Source organism: Arthrobacter sp. 18067, assembly GCF_902706295.1.
Classification (GTDB): Bacteria; Actinomycetota; Actinomycetes; order Actinomycetales; family Micrococcaceae; genus Arthrobacter.
In genome coordinates this window covers 64,870-82,755 of the sequence record NZ_CACSJJ010000002.1, presented here as the reverse complement: position 1 = coordinate 82,755, position 17,886 = coordinate 64,870, and the positions used below count along the sequence as shown (strand labels likewise).

Below are 17,886 nucleotides of genomic sequence, written 5' to 3'. Positions count from 1 at the left end.
CCTGCGTTCAGCCGCCGAGAATGCGTGAAAGGTAACGGGCCACGGCCCGAACTGCGGCCATGGTTGTTGGATAGTCCATGCGAGTTGGACCGAGGATCCCTACTTTGGCACCCGAGCCGTAGCCGGTGGCCACCACCGAGGCTTCGGCCAATCCGTCGTAGGGGTTCTCACGGCCGATGCTCACGGTGACGCCGCGGGGGTCGTCCCCCATGTCGGACAACAACCGGAGCATGACAACTTGTTCCTCAAGGGCTTCCAGTACCGGGCCGATACTCAACGGGAAGTCCACGTTGGACCGGGCGAGATTGGCTGTGCCGGCCATGAGGATGCGCTCTTCGCGGCTGTTGTCGCTGAGCGCCTGCAGTCCGTGCGCCAATGTTTGAGCCAAGCCGCGAAGCTCCGGCTGGCACAGGGCAACCACCGATGGAAGTACCTGCGGCAAAAGGGCCAGTTGCGTCCCTGCAATACTGCCGAGGAATCGTGACCTCAAAAGCATCAAAGCATCATCGCCCACGTCCGAACCTGCTTCGATGACCTTCTGGCCAACGCTTCCGGTATCAGCAATCAGGACAACGAGGACTTGCTTGGGAGCCAGGAGGACGAACTCCACGTGCCGCACCAGGGCCCGGTTTGAGTGTGGATATTGCACGACGGCGACCTGGTTGGTCAGCTGCGACAGGAGCCTTACGGTGCGCTCCAGGATGTCGTCGACGTCGTCAGGCCCTTCAAGCAACGAATGGATCGCGCGGCGTTCCGCCGCGGACAGCGGCTTGACCTGGGATATGCGGTCCACGAACAGGCGGTAGCCCTTGTCAGTGGGAATGCGTCCGGCGCTGGTGTGGGGCGCTGCAATGAGGCCTTCTTCTTCAAGAACAGCCATATCGTTCCGGATGGTGGCGCTTGAAACACCAAGGTGGTGCCGCTCCACGAGGGCCTTGGATCCGACAGGCTCCCTTGAATGCACGTAGTCTTCAACGATGGCACGCAGTACTTCCAACTTGCGCGGTTCACTCATTGCTCCACCTCCTGACGACTGCCATGGTCGCTGCGACCGGTCACCGCGGGATCCCATGGGATCCCCGCACTTAGCACTCAACATGCACAAGTGCTAACCAGTCTAGTATGAGCCACCCCGTTGCTAGCATTGAAACTGCCCATGGCCGGCTTCTGGCAACCCAGCATAAACCAGCATGAAAAGGTAGGAAATTCTTGGCTTTCGACACTTGGGGTCCGCAGGATCTAGCAGCTCCAGCCAAACGACAGCTGCCCGAGGTGGCGGTCCAACGCGGGATGGTCCTCGAAGACGTCCAGTCAGGCTGGGTGGGCGAAGTCACCCGGGTTGAAAAAACAGGGGGCATGCACATCGTGTCCCTTGAGGACAGGCGCGGCAAAACGAAGTCCTTCCAACTCGGATTCGGCTTCCTGCTTGAGGGCCAGCCCATCCGATTGATGCCTCCGGCCCCCCGCCAATCGACGGCTCCCGTGCAGCCCGGACGAACGGCCTCGGGTTCGGTGAAGGTCCAGGGACAACGCGCCCAAGTGGCAAAAGCCAGCCGGATCTGGGTGGAAGGAAAGCACGACGCAGAACTCGTGGAGAAGGTCTGGGGCGACGATCTCCGCGTCGAAGGCATCGTGGTGGAGCCTTTGCACGGCGTCGATGACCTCAAAGCTTCCATCGCCGCCTTTAATCCGGGCCCTGGCCGCCGCCTCGGCATCCTGGTGGACCACCTCGTGGCCGGATCCAAGGAGTCCCGGATTGCAGCCGAAGCCATGACGGTCCCGGGGGCATCGGGAAATGTCTTGATTGTCGGCCACCCGTACGTCGATGTCTGGCAGGCCATCAGGCCGAAGGTGCTGGGCATCGATGCCTGGCCCTCCGTACCACGCGGCATTGACTGGAAGACGGGGATTCTCACCGCCTTCGGGTGGCCTCACGAGACCGCTGAGGACGTAGGCCTGGGCTGGCAACGGCTTCTCGGGGCGGTTCGCAGTTACGCCGACCTTGAGGCCTCGCTGCTGGGCCGAGTGGAGGAAGTCATCGATTTCCTCACGGTTCCCTGACGCTGGCCCCGAAAGCGGCAGCAACTGACGTGTCTTCGTGGCGCTTGTCCCGGGAAGGCCACGGAGGCCGGTATTCTGGGACAGCAACACCGCAGCATCTTTACAGCAAAGGGAACACACCGTGGCAGAGAACGCTCCTGAAGAACCGGGCAGCGCCGCAGGCCAGCCCCAGTACCATGGCGCGCCTGCAAATGCGCTGCCACTGACGGCCAGCGAGGACCGGCAGTGGGCAACCTTGGCTCATTTTGGCGGCATTTTGGGGTGCCTGCCATCTCTCCTGATTTACCTGATTTTCCGCGACCGCGGACCCTTCACGGCACAGGAATCCAAGGAAGCGTTGAACTTCACGTTGCCGCCTACGATCGCTGCGGTTTTGGCGAATATCCTGGTGCTACTACCCGTGGTAGGCAACATTTTCGCAGTGATCGCCACCGGCATCTGGGTAGCCCTGACGTGCTTCTCCGTCTCGGCGGGAATTCGGGTCAACCATGGTCAGCCGCACCGCTACAAGCTCAATCTGCGCTGGATCAAGTAGCTTCCTGCTGCCTTCCAACTCCTGATTGTTAGTCGGGCAGGATCCTGCGCACCACAGCGTCAGCGAGCAGCCGACCCTTCAGCGTCAGGATCAACCGGCCCTTGAAGGCCTGCACGGGATCCACAAGTTCATCGGCGATGAGCCCAGCCATCGCGTGGCGCCCAATCGCATCCAATGCATCCACAGATAACCCGGTGCCCAGTCTTGCTTCAAGCATGACGCGCTCGACTTCCCGCGTGTCGGCGTCGAGGGTTTCCCGGCCTGCCGCCGGCGAGGTTCCTGCAGCCAACCGTCCGGCATAGGCAGTGGGATGCTTGACGTTCCACCAGCGGACGCCTCCCACGTGGGAGTGCGCCCCGGGACCGATGCCCCACCAGTCGTCCCCGCGCCAATAAGCCAGATTGTGCCGGCACGCTTGGTCCGGCGTCCTGGACCAATTGCTGACCTCGTACCAGCTCAAACCTGCTTCGGAGATCATTTTGTCGGCCAATTCGTACTTGGCTGCATGATCGTCGTCGTCAATTCCTGGCACTTCGCCGCGGCGGATCTGGGCAGCAAGCTTGGTGCCGTCTTCCACTATCAACGCGTAGGCACTGATGTGGTCAGGTTCGTAAGACAGCGCCGTCTCAAGCGACAACTGCCAATCCGCCATGGACTCCCCCGGCGTACCGTAGATCAGATCCAGGCTGACGGCGAGGCCAGCCTCGCGCGCCCACTGCACAACGAGCGGCACACGACTGGGAGTGTGGGTGCGATCCAGCACCTTCAGGACATGCGGCACGGCTGACTGCATGCCGAACGAGACCCTCGTGAAGCCGGCATCGGCCAGTACCCTGAGGGACTCGGGAGTCGCCGAATCGGGATTGGCTTCAGTGGTTACTTCAGCACCGGGCTCAAGCCCCCAGCGCCCGACGGCGGCACGCAAGATCCGTGCCAGATCCTCCGCTGGGAGGAGCGTGGGAGTGCCGCCGCCAAAGAAGACTGTGCTCATGCGACGCTGGGGAAGCCCCGAGGCGTCAAGGGCCGTGGCCGCAAAGTCGAGCTCGGACACTGCGGTGGTGGCGTAGGCATCCTGCGAAGCGCCGCCACCCAACTCGGTGGCGGTATAGGTGTTGAAGTCACAGTAGCCACAACGAACGGCACAAAACGGGATATGGACGTAGAGCCCGAACTTACGGTGCTCGACGCCGGCCAACACCTGCGGAGGCAATATGCCATCCGCAGGTGCCGGATCGCCCAAAGGTAGGACGCTGGGCATCTACTTCTTGGCCTTGTCCTTGGACTCGTCAGTGGTCAGGGCTGCGATGAAGGCTTCCTGCGGCACCTCAACGCGACCCACCATCTTCATGCGCTTCTTGCCTTCCTTCTGCTTCTCCAGCAGTTTGCGCTTACGGGTGATGTCACCGCCGTAGCACTTGGCAAGAACGTCCTTACGGATGGCCCGGATGCTTTCGCGGGCAATAATACGTGATCCAATGGCAGCCTGGATGGGCACCTCGAACTGCTGCCTGGGGATGAGCTCGCGAAGCTTACCGGTCATCATCACACCATAGGCATAGGCCTTGTCGCGGTGCGTGATGGCACTGAAAGCATCCACCTGTTCACCCTGCAGGAGAATGTCCACCTTGACGAGGTCGGCGACCTGTTCGCCGTCGGCCTTCCAGTCCAGCGAGGCGTAGCCGCGGGTCTTGGACTTCAGGAGGTCGAAGAAATCGAACACGATCTCGGCCAACGGGATCCAGTAGCGAAGCTCAACGCGGTCCTCGGACAAGTAGTCCATGCCCCGCATTTGTCCACGGCGGCTCTGGCACAGTTCCATGATGGAGCCCACAAACTCATTGGGCGCCAGGATGGTGGCGGACACCATCGGCTCACGGACCTCGGAGATCTTGCCTGTGGGGTATTCGCTGGGGTTGGTGACGTGGATGACCTTCTTGTCCTCGAGCGTCACCTCGTACTCCACGTTGGGAGCGGTGGAGATGAGGTCGAGGTTGTACTCACGCTCCAAGCGCTCACGGGTGATCTCGAGGTGAAGCAAACCAAGGAACCCAACACGGAAACCGAAGCCTAGCGCTGCAGACGTCTCGGGTTCGTAAACCAACGCAGCGTCGTTGAGCATCAGCTTTTCAAGGGCATCGCGCAGGACCGGGTAATCCGTACCGTCCAATGGGTACAGACCGGAGAAGACCATCGGCTTGGCGTCGGCGTAACCGCTGAGTGATTCGGATGCCGGCTTGGCCAGGTTGGTGACAGTATCGCCAACCTTGGACTGACGTACATCCTTAACGCCGGTGATCAGGTAGCCCACCTCGCCGACGCCCAAGCCCTTGGACGGTGTGGGCTCCGGAGAGCTGACACCAATTTCCAGGAGCTCGTGCGTTGCCCGGGTGGACATCATCTGGATGCGTTCGCGCGGGTGGAGCATACCGTCCACCACACGAACGTAGGTGACTACGCCGCGGTAGGTGTCATAGACAGAGTCGAAAATCATGGCGCGGGCCGGGGCGTCGGGGTCGCCTACGGGTGCGGGGAGGTCGCGGACAATCTTGTCCAGCAGCGCCTCCACTCCCACGCCGGTTTTGCCGGAAACCTTAAGTACGTCTTCGGGATCGCCACCAATCAAGTTGGCAAGCTCCGCCGCATACTTCTCGGGCTGGGCGGCCGGGAGGTCGATCTTGTTCAGCACAGGAATGATGGTGAGGTTGTTTTCCATCGCCAAATACAGGTTGGCGAGGGTTTGTGCCTCGATACCTTGGGCTGCATCGACCAACAGCACAGCGCCTTCACAGGCTGCCAGGGATCGGGAGACCTCATAGGTGAAGTCGACGTGGCCAGGGGTATCGATCATGTTCAGCGCGTAGCTGTTGCCATCGAGTTCCCACGGCATGCGGACAGCCTGGGACTTAATGGTGATGCCGCGCTCACGTTCGATATCCATGCGGTCCAGATACTGGGCCTTCATGTCGCGTTGCTTAACGACGCCGGTGTACTGCAGCATGCGGTCGGCCAAGGTGGACTTACCGTGGTCAATGTGGGCAATGATGCAGAAGTTCCGGATGATGGCCGGATCTGTTGCGGCGGGCACCGGTGCGGTGCGGGCCATGGGAGACACGCAGGATCCTTACTGTCGACACTCACACGGCAATTCCGGAACTGGGCATAGGCCAGCCGGAACACGCCGCGCATCTGATCCTCTAGTCTCCCATGAACCGGCGCTTCGCCGTACATTGCCTGCCGGGGCTTCAGCCGCATACGGCTGTAGCGTGGTCACATGGCTTTCGACTTGCGCCCCTTGGGCAAACTCATCCTGCGGTCCCTCAAGTCACTTGGAGGCAATGGCACCAAGGCAACCACCCCCGGAGGGGCCCGAAAGACGCAGACCCGGCGATCCGACGTCGTACATCAGCCCGGCTCCTACCCAGGCGACTTTCGCGGTTCGTTTAAGGTCAGCTACTCCCCCAAGCCCGATGGTCAACCGGACCCCGGCGAAATTGTCTGGAGCTGGGTCCCCTACGAAGAGGACCACACGCAAGGCAAGGACCGGCCCGTACTTCTGGTTGGCCGGGACCGCGAATGGCTTTTGGGCCTCATGCTGACGTCCAAGGACCACGACAATGGCGCCCGGGCGGACAACTATGTTGACATAGGAACCGGCTCCTGGGATCGGCAAGGCAGGCCGAGCGAAATCAACGTCGGGCGCGTTATCCGGCTTGATCCCGGCGCGATCCGGCGCGAAGGCGCCATCCTGGGAAAGTCGCAGTTCCGGGAGGTAGCCCGGGCCCTCCAAGCACGGCAATAGAGCGACGGAGCACCGGTTCGGTATGGGCCCTGACTTTCTGCTATCCTTTATAGCTGTGTGTCCGTGCAGGTCGACGGCCACTCATGGTTGGCTGCCATAGGCATCCCCACGCCGCTCAGTCGATGGCCAACCTGAAAACCCTCTAGACCATTTCCGCATTAAAAAGAGAGTTCATACGTGGCTAATATCAAGTCCCAGAAGAAGCGCATCCTCACCAACGAGAAGGCTCGCCTGCGTAACAACGCAGTCAAGTCCGAGCTGAAGACGGCCATCCGCGCCGTCACCACCGCCGTTGAGTCTGCTGACAAGGATGCTGCTGGAACTGCACTTGTTGCTGCCAGCCGCAAGCTGGACAAGGCTGTCAGCAAGGGCGTTATTCACAAGAACAACGCTGCAAACCGCAAGTCGGCGATCTCCAAGAAGGTCAACGCACTCTAAGGTTTTTCCAGTTCGACTGAGCTGATCAAAAGGCCGGCACCCAACGGGTGCCGGCCTTTGGGTTTAAAGGATGCCGGAGCGGCAGCTTCAGCGACGGCTGGCTGACATGGCAATCACCGTCACCGCGTGCTCTACGGCGTAGACAGGGTCCCGCGACTCACCCTTCACCTGAGCGTCCGCTTCTGCGATGACCTGGATGGACCGGATCAGGCCTTCGGGGGTCCAGCGCCGGACATCCCGTTGCGCCTGTTCCACGAGCCACGGCTGCATTCCCAGGTTTTTGGCGATGGTGGCCGGAGAACCGTTGGCTCCCGCAACTTTGGCCAGCGTCCGCAGCTTGGCCGCCAACGCTGCAACCAAGGGGACCGGATCCACGCCAGTGGCCAGGGCGTGCCTCAGGGTGGACAATGCCACTGGCCCATTGCCTGCCATCGCGGCGTCGGCCACTTTGAAAGCCGTTGCTTCGACGCGGCCGCCGTAATAACGTTCCACGGTCTCCGCCGTCACGGCGGCAGTGGCATCGGCGATCAGTTGGTTGCACGCTGCTGCAAGTTCGGAGAGGTTGGCGCCGACGGCGTTGACCAAGGCCTGGACGGCCTCGCCCTCAATGCGGCGCCCGCCGGCCCTGAACTCGGAGACAACAAACGCCGTCTTGTCCGAGTCCTTCTTCAAGGGCTGGCAGTCGATGACGGGCCAGCCGGCGGACTTCACGGCGTCGAGCAGCTTCTTGCCACGGACTCCCCCAGCGTGACGCAAGACAAGGACAACGTCCTGGTCCGGATGCTGGAGATAGGCCAATCCGTCGGCGAGGAAAGCGTCATTCATGGCCTCAAGGCCCTCGACCTCGATGAGCTTGCCCTCGCCGAAGAGGGACGGCGTGACCGTCATCGCCAGGGAACCGGACTCGTAGGAGCCTGCGTTCAGGCGGCTGAGCTCGACATCCGGAGTAGTGGCTCGCACTTGGGTGCGGATGCCATCCATTGCACGGATCCCAAGATACTCTTCCGGGCCCGTGATCAGGACTATGGCGGCCGGTGCCGCGTCCCGCCAGCTGATGGTGTTCGCCGCGACGCTCTTGGCCCGGGTGTTTTGGGCAGCAGCCACAGGTGGTTCCTTCCGGACGTTTCTTTGCAGGCTTCAAGTCTGCCATGCCTGCGCGACACTCCGCGTTCGAGGCGCACCATCACGGGCATGACAAGAGCGCTGTTCCCGCGGGTCCAGCCCACAAAGTCCTGGCGATTAATGCTCTCTGCCAGGACGCCTCCCGAAGCGTCCACGACCTGGCTCCGGACGTCTTCCATAAAAGCAATCACACGGGCCGCAGTAACGCGGGCACTAACCGCGGCACCGGTATCAACATTCGACTCACACCCACCCGGAGGCCACGGTGTGATTCATCTATCAATGCTGTCCTGCTGGCACGCCGCTGGATGCGCCCACCCGGAACAGCTTCACTAAGGTTTCACAAAACCGTGACACGATTGCGCACCCCGCTGCACTGAATGACGACTCAAATCCATGTCCTCATCCAGGAGCCGCACCCCATGCTTTCGCCCCATGCCCCACTGCGGGCTTCATCAGCCCTGACCGAAAACAGCCTGATAGACCCCCCTGCCGCCGTCATGGCCGGACTCGTGCTTGCCAGCATTGCTCTCGTATCCCTTGGGGTCGCGCTGCTGCTGGTCATGGCACCGCTGATCCAGATCGCCCTAAGAAGGCACCAGCAAGCCCAGGGGACCAACAGCGCTGCACAAACTCCGGCCGGCACAGGCTCAATTCGTCCCCGCCATCTCGCCTCCCAGCCGCGACCAGCGCAGTCAAACAGTACTTCAACGAAATGTGACGGAATTCACTAACATCTTTCGCCATGATCGTGGCCAAAAAGTGACTAGGTACCCGATGAGGCAAAAGAACCACCGGGTTACCGGCGGCACGTCAGGAGACAAGGACCATGCAGAAGTACTTCAAGCGCAGGAATTCATACATACGGAAAGTGCTGGCCGGACACAGGGGGCTGCCGGAACTGCCCCCCGGCACCGCCACCAAGAAGGTCTCATGAAAACCATCCGCCGCCCCCCGGCCAGCACCCGCTCGCGCCGTGCACTCACAGCTTCGGCGCTCTTGGTCCTCGTCGGTTTGACCGGTTACAGCGCAGTCAACACCGCCACACCCGTTTCCGCTGTACCCGGAACGCCCGGCGTCACCCAGGCCGGCAAGTTGATCTACAGCGAAGACTTCTCCAATGCCAGTGCGGCCACGGCAGCAATTCCGCTGGGCTCTTACACGGGCGGCACGGCAGCTGACGACGACCAATACACAGCCGACCTCACCTGGCTGCCCGGCGCGCAGGCCTGCAACGGCTGGATCCTGCGCGAGGGAACTCCCCTGCCCAGCAACGGCGGCCCGCTGAACATCCTGACAAACGACCAATGCGGCCGCAATTTTGCCTTCACCGAACTCGGAAAAATGGCCCACGCCATGGGTCTGTACCAAGGAATGACGGACGCCCAGGCTGCCCAGAACCAGATCCTTAGCGAGTACACCAACAGCTTCACCGGCCTTCAGTTCGCTGGTGTGCAGCTGCAGACAACCAAGAACACGATCCCGGCGGTCGCTGGGCACTACTACACGATGTCAGGCGTCTTCGGCGCCACCAGCTGCTTCTCAAACCACGCGAGCCAAGAGTTCGCCATCCTGATCAACGGCGCAGCCACTGTGGTTGGATCTAACCTGGATCCGTGCGCTGATGCCAGCACCCAGATCATCAACTACGCCGGAAGCAGCTTCAGTGTGGCCAAGCTGCAATCCGGAGCCATTCAATTGCCTGTTTCAGGTGCTGCTCCGACGCTCGGCGTTAGAGTGCGGAACCTTACGGCCAGTGGCAACGGTAACGATGTCGGTTTTGACCTGCCTCAGCTGGTGGATGTCACCCCTCAACTGGACAAGGCTTTTGCTCCAAGCAGCATTACCCAAGGTCAGAACACCACACTCACGTACACAGTGACCAACACCTCGGACCTCATGGCCAAGAACGGGTGGCATTTCGTTGACACTCTGCCTACTGGTCTAACTGCCGTCGCGCCGCTCGGTGGCACGTGTGCCCGCACCGCTGGAACCGTCTCCGGCCGCACGGTTGATGTCGCGGGAAATCTCGCCCAAGGCATCGCCTCCTGCACCATCACCGTGACTGTCACCTCTAACAACCCCGGTGTCTACAACAACTCCGGATGCCTGGCCAACAACGGCACGACGATCCCCAATTGCACCAACAACTTCCCCACCATCACAGGTTTATACGCCCCGGGGACTGCACCACTGACCGTGCGTCCGTTGGTTGATCTGTCCATCACCAAGGACGCCAACCTTGCCAACTACATTCCGGGCCAACCCATCACCTACACGGTTGCAGTCCACAACAATGGACCGAGCGACGCCGTCAATGCTGTGTTCACTGATTCGCTGCCGGCAACAATCCAAAGCGCCACGTGGACCTGTGTTGTAACAGCTGAAGGAACCTCCACCCTCCCTCCGGCCGGGCCTACAGCGTGCAACGCTGCCAGCGGCACCGGCAGCATCTCCGGTGCGATCCGCATCAATACCGGTGGGACGCTGACCTATACCGTCAAGGGCACAGTTGCCGCGGCAAGCGCAGCAAACATCATCAACACAGCCACCATCGTGCCGGCAGCGCAGACGGCAGTTTCGAACATGCCAGGTGGCGGGCCGGTTCCCGTAGCAGGTTCAACTACCCTGGTCGCCACGGTGGACCCTGCATGTGCACCGTCTCCTGGGTCAGGCTGCTCCGCAGCCGTCACCACTCCCGCCGTGCCCCGGTGGACCATGGCAAAAGGCGCCTCGGTGAACGGAGCCGCATCAACCGGCAACACCTCGGTCAAGCCCGGGGACACCATCACCTATGCCGTGACCGCCACGAGCGACCGCGGCCAGATCAACAATGTCGTCCTCACCGACAACCTGGCTGATGTACTGGATCAGGCGACCTTCGTACCGGGATCCGCTGTGCTCACAATCGGCACGGCTGCGCCGGTCACAGTGGCCAACCCCGCGGTGGGTTCTTCTGTACTGGCCACGGCACCCTTCACCCTTCCCGCCGGCGAGACGGCAACCCTGAGCTACAAGGTCACGCTCAAGCAGAACACCTGGGGCTCCCAGCTCATCAACATAGCCACGGCCAGCGGGAGTATCCCACCCATTCGCTGCGCCACAGGCACATCACCGGTGGATCCGGCCTGCGTGACTACCCACCACACGCCGGCAAAGATGCTTCTTCAAAAGCTCGGTGAGTCATCTGGTTCCACATGGGTACCTATGGCGGGCTCTACCTGGGCCATCCACAACGATGCGGCCGGCGCGCCGGGTGCCCTCAACACCAGCTACACACTGGCCCCTGTCCCCTCACAGACCGGCACATTCCAGCTCGAAGGTATCGAGCCGGGTGTGTATTGGCTCGAAGAAACCAAGGCCCCGGTGGGGTTCAACCTCTTGGCTGAACCAATGCAATTTTCGGTCGCTTCCAACGGTGTGCTCACCCTGGGCACTGGCACCAACCCGGACGTCGTGACGAGCAGTGATTCCGAAGGCGACGGCGTCTACCTCATCACTGTTCGAGACGTGCCTGCACTGAAGATGCCCGAATCAGGCGGCATTGGTTGGTGGCCGTACACAACAACCGGTGCAGGACTGCTCCTGATGGCAGTGTGGGTCGCTTCCACGAACGCCAGGCGCTCACGCCGGCAACCCTCCGCCTGATCACAGACCCGGTCACACCGGACACCGGTAGACCGCAACTCCCACAAATGTTCACTCCTGAGCATCACCACCACAAAGAAAGAGGTACACGTGAGCACTCCACGCTCCCGGGGACTTTGGAAGACTGCCGCCGCCACTATGGCCGGGGCGGTGTTGGCAATGTCCTTCTCCATAACTCCGGCATCGGCTGCTCCCATTGTTGACGGAACCCGGACCGGTTCCATCAGCGTTCACAAGTTCGAACGCCCGGCCAACCCCACCGGACTGCCGAACAACGGCACTGCCGTCGATACCAGTACGCTGACACCGTTGTCTGGGATCACGTTCAGCATTCAGCAGGTCAACACCATCGACCTGTCCACCAATGCGGGATGGGACGCAGCCCATGACCTGAGCTCGACCTTTTCTCCGGCAAACCCCGCCGGTTCCATTACTGGTGCCGGCTATGCCCTGGGCACTGCACAGGCACAAACCACTGACTCGACCGGCACGGCTTCCTTCGGCAACCTGCCGCTGGGCCTCTACCTGGTCACCGAGACCGGCTACCCCGCCGGCATCACACCCTCGGCTCCGTTCCTGGTCTCGGTGCCGCTGACTGATCCGGACAACACCAACAACTGGATCTACGACGTCAACGTCTACCCGAAGAACTCGGTGACCGGTGCTGAAAAGACCGTCACCGATGCACCGGCTGTGAAACTGGGCGACGCGGTGGACTTCACCATCACCGGTGACATCCCCAACGAAACAGCCATTGATGGCTACAAGATCGTCGACGCACTCGATACCAAGCTGAACTACGTCGGCGCCACGGCGACACTGGTTGATGGCACCGTCATCGTCGAAGGTACCGACTACGTCGTAGCCTTCGACGCCGCGACCAACACAGTTTCTGCTGTTTTCACGGACGCCGGCCGGGCTGTACTGGCTGCGAACAACACCACCCGCGTGCAGCTGGTCGTCAGCACCACCGCCAACACTGTCGGTGAAATCGAGAACGTCGCTTCCGTCTACCCGAACGCTGCAAGTTTCACCGGCACTCCGGGCCAGCCCGCTGGACCGATCCTCACGCCGCCGGTAGTTACCAAATGGGGCGCCATGACGCTGCAGAAAGTCGACGAGAACGGTGCTGCACTGGCTGGAGCTTCCTTCTCGGTGTACACCAATGAAACAGACGCCAAGGCTGGCACCAACCCGATCGCACTGAACAGCCAGACTGAGTTCGCAGTCGCTGCCGATGGCACGCTGACGCTCTCGGGTCTGCGTTACTCCGACTGGGCCAACGGCGCCGCTGTGGCATCCGGTGATGCAAACTACCGGACGTACTACCTGGTCGAAACCGTCGCCCCTGCTGGCTACGAACTGCTGGCCGAGCCGGTGTCCTTCGTGATTACCGCCGGCTCCACGGCGGTCGGCACTGACCTGCAGGTCCAGAACGTCCCGTCCAACGGTGGTTTCGAACTGCCGCTGACCGGTGGCGTCGGAACCGGCCTGCTGTACACAGCCGGCGGGCTGCTCCTCGCTGGTTCAACCCTCATGCTGTTGCGTTCACGCCGGAACGCTGAGAAGCGCTAACAGGCACGGGCCTCCATCCTTGGCCCACAGACTGAGCACCCGTGGTGGGGAAGACCGCACACAATGCGCTCTTCCCCACTTTGGGTTACGCGAGTTTTGCTTTTTCACCACTTACCCTCATCACTGTCTTCCCCCAGGATCGTCATGACAAAGACCCAGTCACGTCACGAACAACGGCGCGCGCGCCGCCACTTCCTAAGCCGCGCTTGGAGCGGACAGCCCATCTTCATTGTTCTAGCTGCCGTCATCGGCGTCGGCATCCTGCTCTATCCCACCGCGGCGGCCTGGTTCTCGGACAGGGTTCATGCCACGGAAATCAGCGGTTACGCCGACACCGTGAAAGACCTCGCACCTTCTGCCCAGAACGCACTTCTCGAAGAAGCACAGGCTTTCAACGCAGCGCTTCCCAACGGTCCCCTTCGTGACCCTTACTCACTGAACGGCAAGGGTGAGCAAATCGTGGTCGGGGCAGGTTCCGAGGCGTACAAAAGCGTCCTCGACGTCGGCCCGGAGGGCATGATGGCGCGCATCAGCATTCCCGCCATCCACGCTGACCTGCCCATCTTTCACGGCACAGACGAGGAAACCCTCTCCAAGGGCGTCGGGCACCTTTTTGGTTCGGCGCTTCCGGTTGGCGGTGAAAGCACCCATAGTGTCCTGACAGGGCACTCCGGTTTCGTGAACGCAACGCTCTTCGACAACTTGGACAAAGTCAGGGATGGCGATGTCTTCTCGATCTCTGTCCTTGGGCAAACGCTGTACTACGAAGTCGACCAGATACTGACAGTGTTGCCTGAAGAATCAGATGCCCTCCGTAAGGTCAAAGGCGAAGACCTGGTCACGCTGATCACCTGCACCCCCAAAGGCGTCAACAGCCACCGGTTACTGGTCCGCGGCCACCGCATCGAGGCGCCGGCTGATGACGGAAGCCAGTCCTTTGCCAGCCAGTCGCTGGATCCCGGTTTCCCGTGGTGGGCGATGGGTCTGGTCGCTACAGCAACGCTGGCGATCTTCGTAACACGCCCCCGCAAGCGGGTCGTCGAGAGCACAGCCGCTGAGGCTGATCATCAACCGCAGCCTTGAGGTGGCGCACCTGATTCGGCGCGTCAATGGAATCGGGTCCTCGTGGGTATCCGCTGATGGAAAGCATCTTTTCGCGTTCCTTCCCTCGATAAAGCCCGAGTACCAACCCGACGCGCTGACCAGCGCTCGAGGAGCACCATCACAGCGCAGTGCAGACCCCTGACGTGCCGCTGCACATCTGCAGGGTGCAGCGACATCCAGACGACCAGCACGGTCACGATCGATGAGAGCACCATAGCCACCATTCCGATCGGCCCCTCGGCCCAGGGCAGGGCAGCTCCAGGCAAACCGGCAAAGAACCGCGCCAACCCCGCAACCATCCCCGCGAAGACCCCCGCAACGGCAATAGGGACCACCGCCAGCCAAGGCAGGACCGTGGCCAGCGGCGCAGCAAGCGTCCCAACAATAGTCACCGGGGCCACCAACGGACCCGCCGCCACGTTGGCAATCAGGGCGTACGGCGTGAACTGAGGCTGAAGTGCCACGATCACCGGGCCGCACAACAGCTGCGCCGACAACGGCACCGCAATTCCCGCGGCCAACCACCGTGGTACCCATAAGGGAATCCACGACGCAATACGAGTGGCCAGCAGCACTATCCCGAGCGTAGCCAGAACCGACAAGAGAAACCCCACGCTGGCCGCCATGGCGGGGTCCAGTACCAGCAGAATCGTCGTGGCGAGGCAGAGGAAGGACAAGGACCGGCCCCGCAAACCACCCGTCAAAGCAGCCAGACCCACAGCCCCCATGACCGCAGCCCGCAAGACACTCGGATCGGGCCCCACCATCATCACGAACGACAACAGGCCACACGCGGCGAATGCCCCGGCAGCCGGGCGTACCAGCCGGAAGCATCGCGCCAACAGAATGAAGCCACCCAAGATCAGGCTGCAATTGGCTCCTGAAACGGCAGTTAAGTGCGTCATCCCCGTGGTCTTCATTGCGGTTTCCAGGCTTTCCGGCAGCGCACTGGTGTCGCCTGTCACCATTCCCGGTAGCAACCCGGCCGCGTCCGGAGGCAGCCACTGGGCAGCGGATACGAACCCTTTCCGCACGTCGGCCGCGGTTTGTCGGACATCGAACCCGGAATCCGTAACGACGGGATCAGAGGACGCGCTCAGAAGCGCAGCTTCCGATTGCCCTTCTCTCACCTGTTTGAGCGAGCCTGTTGTTCTGACCTTTTGCCCTGGCCTCACATTCTCCCAGCCGTGACCGCCTGTCACTACGATGTCGGCAGATCCGCGCACCACACTTCCCTTGGATATGAGATCAATCAGGCTCGCCTCCACCATCCATCTGTCGTCACTTGAATGACCCGGCGAAGGCGCCGCTGTGGGGCTGCCCGTGATGAGTACATGGATCACAACCCCCTCATCGGCGGCAAACGCGGGGGCCAGTGGCCCGTTCTCACGACTGCCGGCCGTGACGGCGCAGTGAACCGCAACAGCGGCCCCCAGGGCACAGGCAAGAGCGAGGGTCGCGAACAGTGTCCGCCTCCGTGCTCCGGACGGTCTTTGGTGACGCCCCAAAACCAGGAACACTCCGCCTATCAGCGCCAGTGCACCCGCGATCGCTGCGGACCAGGCAGCATCCATGAAACCGCCGAGCAGTGCCGCGGACCATGTCACCGCCGCTACAGGTACGAGCCTCAGGTCCGTGCGCTTTCCGGATTCCGGGCCACGGCCGGAATCAGCCACCTTGCACCGTCACAAGGTCCTTCAAGGACTCCATGAGCTTGGGCCCTATCCCGTCAATGGCGTCCAGTTCATCCACCGACGCGAAGGGGCCGTGTTCTTTCCGCCAGTCCAGAATTCGCTGTGCAGTCACGGGTCCCACCCGGGGCAAAGTCCCCAACTCTTCCAGGGTGGCTGTGTTGATGTTGACCTTCGTGGCAGCTCCGCCGGAGCTGCCAGTGCCGGCAGCACTGCCAGAAGGCGCGGACGGGACGGCCTGCGGCGCCTCTCCCATGGCTGGAACGATCACTTTGACCCCATCGCTGAGCACCTCCGCAAGGTTCAGCCGGCCGAGTTCAGCGGTGGGGGCTGCGCCCCCGGCAGCATCTATTGCTTGAAAGACCCGGCTGCCCTGCGGCAGGGAAACGACACCGGGCTTCTGCACGGCCCCCGCCACATGGACAAGGAGGCTCCCTTCAGCCTCTGTGGCCTCTGGCTGCGGAGGTTCTGACGGACCCGATGGTCCCGGGCCAACCGACGTCGACGGATCCAACGGTTCTGATGTTGGCTGGCCCAGTGAGGACTGCCACAAGTGCCACGCAATGAGGCCTGCCGCGACGACAGCCAGGAGTACCGCCACCCGCCAGGGAGTCCGCCACCGAATCCGGACACTTCGAACGTGGGCGCCGGGTTCTTCATGGCCAACTGAGCCGGGCGGATCTTCCGCTGGCAACTCCAGGAGCGGCGAGGTCTGGGTGTCCCCTGCCATTCGCGAGGCAAAACGTTGCCGGACTGCCTGCGCTGCGGCATCTGGGGAGGTATCCCGGCTCAGGCGTGGCATACAACGAGCCTATGGCTGCCGCCGCTGCCACGAAGGGGACGCGGTGCCTTATGTGGATAAGACGACCCAGGGGTCAGTCTGTTGGCGTGCTGCTCTCCCCCACGATGACAGCAAGAACGCCCAAGCCAGCATGTGCCGCCAGGACGGCCGGGAGCGCGCTGATTTGGGGCGCGGGACAGTCGGGGCACATTTCGTTCAGGCGGGCAGCCAAGGCTTCGGCCTCCAACTGGTTGCCAAAGTGGTGAACTGCCAACCGTTGCTGTCCGGCCGGGCGGGACGCAACGTCCGCTGCAACAATCTCCTCCAAGCGAGCTACGGCGCGCACAGCGGAACGGACCTTCTCCAGCGGCACGATCTTGCCGCCGTCGACCGCCAAAATGGGCTTGATGGCGAGGACTGTACCCAACAGCGACGCTGCGGCACCGATACGCCCACCCCGTCGGAGCTGCTCGAGGCTGGGCACGTAGAAGTAGACCTTGGTCCGCTCCATACGCCGCTCAGCGAAGCCGCGGACTTCTGCAGCATCCTGTCCATCGGCGGCGGCAACCACCGCACTTTGTACCCCCATTCCCTGCGCCATGCCCACCGTGCGTGAGTCCACCACTTCCACGGGGATGCTGACTCGGGCTGCAGCCAGACGGGCAGCATCGGCAGTTCCGGATAGTTCGGACGATATGTGGATGGACACCACCGACTCGAAACCGTGACGCTGGGCTGCGAGGTACGCCTGCTCAAATTGCCCGGGTGAAGGCCGGGACGTTTTCACTGAGGCACCCGAGGCGAGGGCCAGTGACAACGTTTGAGTGATGTCGTCTTCGCCTTCGCCGTAGATTTCGCTGCCGACCATGACCGGCATGGGAACCACCGCGAGTCGCCCGTCGGCGGTGAACGCAGACACCCAGTCTGTTGGGAGGGCGGCTGCCGAATCAGTGACGATCGCCGTCTTAACGACGGCGGCCAGTGGCTCGTCCTCGACGGGAACCGGCGCGGTGGGCTGCCTCAGGCGCGCCACTCTTTCCTTGAGCCATATCCATGCGGGTGGTTCTCGCTCAGGCACGCAACCTCCAAAGATGATGGCTGGCCGCCGGCACAATGCCGGCGGCCGCACGAT

The 17,886-nt window shown here is 62.1% G+C and carries 14 protein-coding genes; 7 read left to right on the top strand and 7 right to left on the bottom strand.

Annotated elements, in window-relative coordinates; all coding sequences use genetic code 11:
* Positions 1-7: 7 nt before the first annotated feature.
* Positions 8-1,015, bottom strand: coding sequence for a heat-inducible transcriptional repressor HrcA (gene hrcA / locus GVL04_RS02885; RefSeq protein ID WP_159699319.1), 1,008 nt, complete (start codon positions 1,013-1,015; stop codon positions 8-10).
* A gap of 194 nt (positions 1,016-1,209) precedes the next feature.
* Between hrcA and GVL04_RS02880 the strand changes: the two genes are divergently transcribed.
* Together GVL04_RS02880 and GVL04_RS02875 are read left to right on the top strand one after the other, a co-directional pair.
* Positions 1,210-2,061, top strand: a complete 852-nt coding sequence (locus GVL04_RS02880; protein ID WP_159699316.1) for a DUF3097 domain-containing protein — start codon at positions 1,210-1,212, stop codon at positions 2,059-2,061.
* A 121-nt stretch (positions 2,062-2,182) separates the two neighbouring features.
* The gene (locus GVL04_RS02875) at positions 2,183-2,596 is read left to right on the top strand and encodes a DUF4870 domain-containing protein (protein WP_159699313.1); all 414 of its coding nucleotides are present in this window, start codon (positions 2,183-2,185) and stop codon (positions 2,594-2,596) included.
* 28 nt (positions 2,597-2,624) lie between these two features.
* On the opposite strand, the gene hemW is transcribed toward GVL04_RS02875, so the two are convergent.
* A complete protein-coding gene (gene hemW / locus GVL04_RS02870) occupies positions 2,625-3,854 on the bottom strand; it encodes a radical SAM family heme chaperone HemW (protein ID WP_159699310.1) in 1,230 nt (409 codons plus the stop codon).
* Positions 3,855-5,708 (bottom strand): translation elongation factor 4, encoded by a 1,854-nt coding sequence (lepA, locus tag GVL04_RS02865; protein WP_026540780.1) that lies wholly within the window; start codon positions 5,706-5,708, stop codon positions 3,855-3,857.
* Between the two features lie 159 nt (positions 5,709-5,867).
* On the opposite strand from lepA, the gene GVL04_RS02860 reads away from it, so the two are divergent.
* Together GVL04_RS02860 and rpsT are read left to right on the top strand one after the other, a co-directional pair.
* On the top strand, positions 5,868-6,395 hold the full coding sequence (locus GVL04_RS02860; protein ID WP_159699307.1) for a type II toxin-antitoxin system PemK/MazF family toxin: 528 nt from the start codon (positions 5,868-5,870) through the stop codon (positions 6,393-6,395).
* Between the two features lie 177 nt (positions 6,396-6,572).
* Positions 6,573-6,833 (top strand): 30S ribosomal protein S20, encoded by a 261-nt coding sequence (gene rpsT, locus GVL04_RS02855; RefSeq protein ID WP_054808077.1) that lies wholly within the window; start codon positions 6,573-6,575, stop codon positions 6,831-6,833.
* 87 nt (positions 6,834-6,920) lie between these two features.
* Here rpsT and holA read toward each other — a convergent pair whose 3' ends face one another.
* Complete coding sequence (gene holA / locus GVL04_RS02850) at positions 6,921-7,937, bottom strand: DNA polymerase III subunit delta (RefSeq protein WP_159699304.1); 1,017 nt, start codon at positions 7,935-7,937, stop codon at positions 6,921-6,923.
* Between the two features lie 951 nt (positions 7,938-8,888).
* Here holA and GVL04_RS02845 point away from each other — a divergent pair.
* The 3 genes from GVL04_RS02845 (at position 8,889) to GVL04_RS02835 (ending at position 14,261) form a co-directional block, all read left to right on the top strand.
* Positions 8,889-11,603, top strand: coding sequence for a SpaA isopeptide-forming pilin-related protein (locus GVL04_RS02845; RefSeq protein WP_159699301.1), 2,715 nt, complete (start codon positions 8,889-8,891; stop codon positions 11,601-11,603).
* Between the two features lie 90 nt (positions 11,604-11,693).
* On the top strand, positions 11,694-13,178 hold the full coding sequence (locus GVL04_RS02840; protein WP_159699298.1) for a SpaH/EbpB family LPXTG-anchored major pilin: 1,485 nt from the start codon (positions 11,694-11,696) through the stop codon (positions 13,176-13,178).
* 144 nt (positions 13,179-13,322) lie between these two features.
* Positions 13,323-14,261 (top strand): class C sortase, encoded by a 939-nt coding sequence (locus GVL04_RS02835; RefSeq protein ID WP_159699295.1) that lies wholly within the window; start codon positions 13,323-13,325, stop codon positions 14,259-14,261.
* 23 nt (positions 14,262-14,284) lie between these two features.
* On the opposite strand, the gene GVL04_RS02830 is transcribed toward GVL04_RS02835, so the two are convergent.
* From GVL04_RS02830 to GVL04_RS02820, 3 genes are all read right to left on the bottom strand, one after another.
* Positions 14,285-15,958, bottom strand: a complete 1,674-nt coding sequence (locus GVL04_RS02830; RefSeq protein WP_235036139.1) for a ComEC/Rec2 family competence protein — start codon at positions 15,956-15,958, stop codon at positions 14,285-14,287.
* Positions 15,951-16,775 carry a helix-hairpin-helix domain-containing protein gene (locus tag GVL04_RS02825; RefSeq protein WP_159699292.1) on the bottom strand — a complete coding sequence of 275 codons (825 nt, stop codon included), beginning with the start codon at positions 16,773-16,775 and terminating at the stop codon, positions 15,951-15,953. The genes GVL04_RS02830 and GVL04_RS02825 overlap by 8 nt, the downstream gene beginning before the upstream one ends.
* A gap of 73 nt (positions 16,776-16,848) precedes the next feature.
* Positions 16,849-17,883 carry a DegV family protein gene (locus GVL04_RS02820; protein WP_159699289.1) on the bottom strand — a complete coding sequence of 345 codons (1,035 nt, stop codon included), beginning with the start codon at positions 17,881-17,883 and terminating at the stop codon, positions 16,849-16,851.
* Positions 17,884-17,886 lie beyond the last annotated feature (3 nt).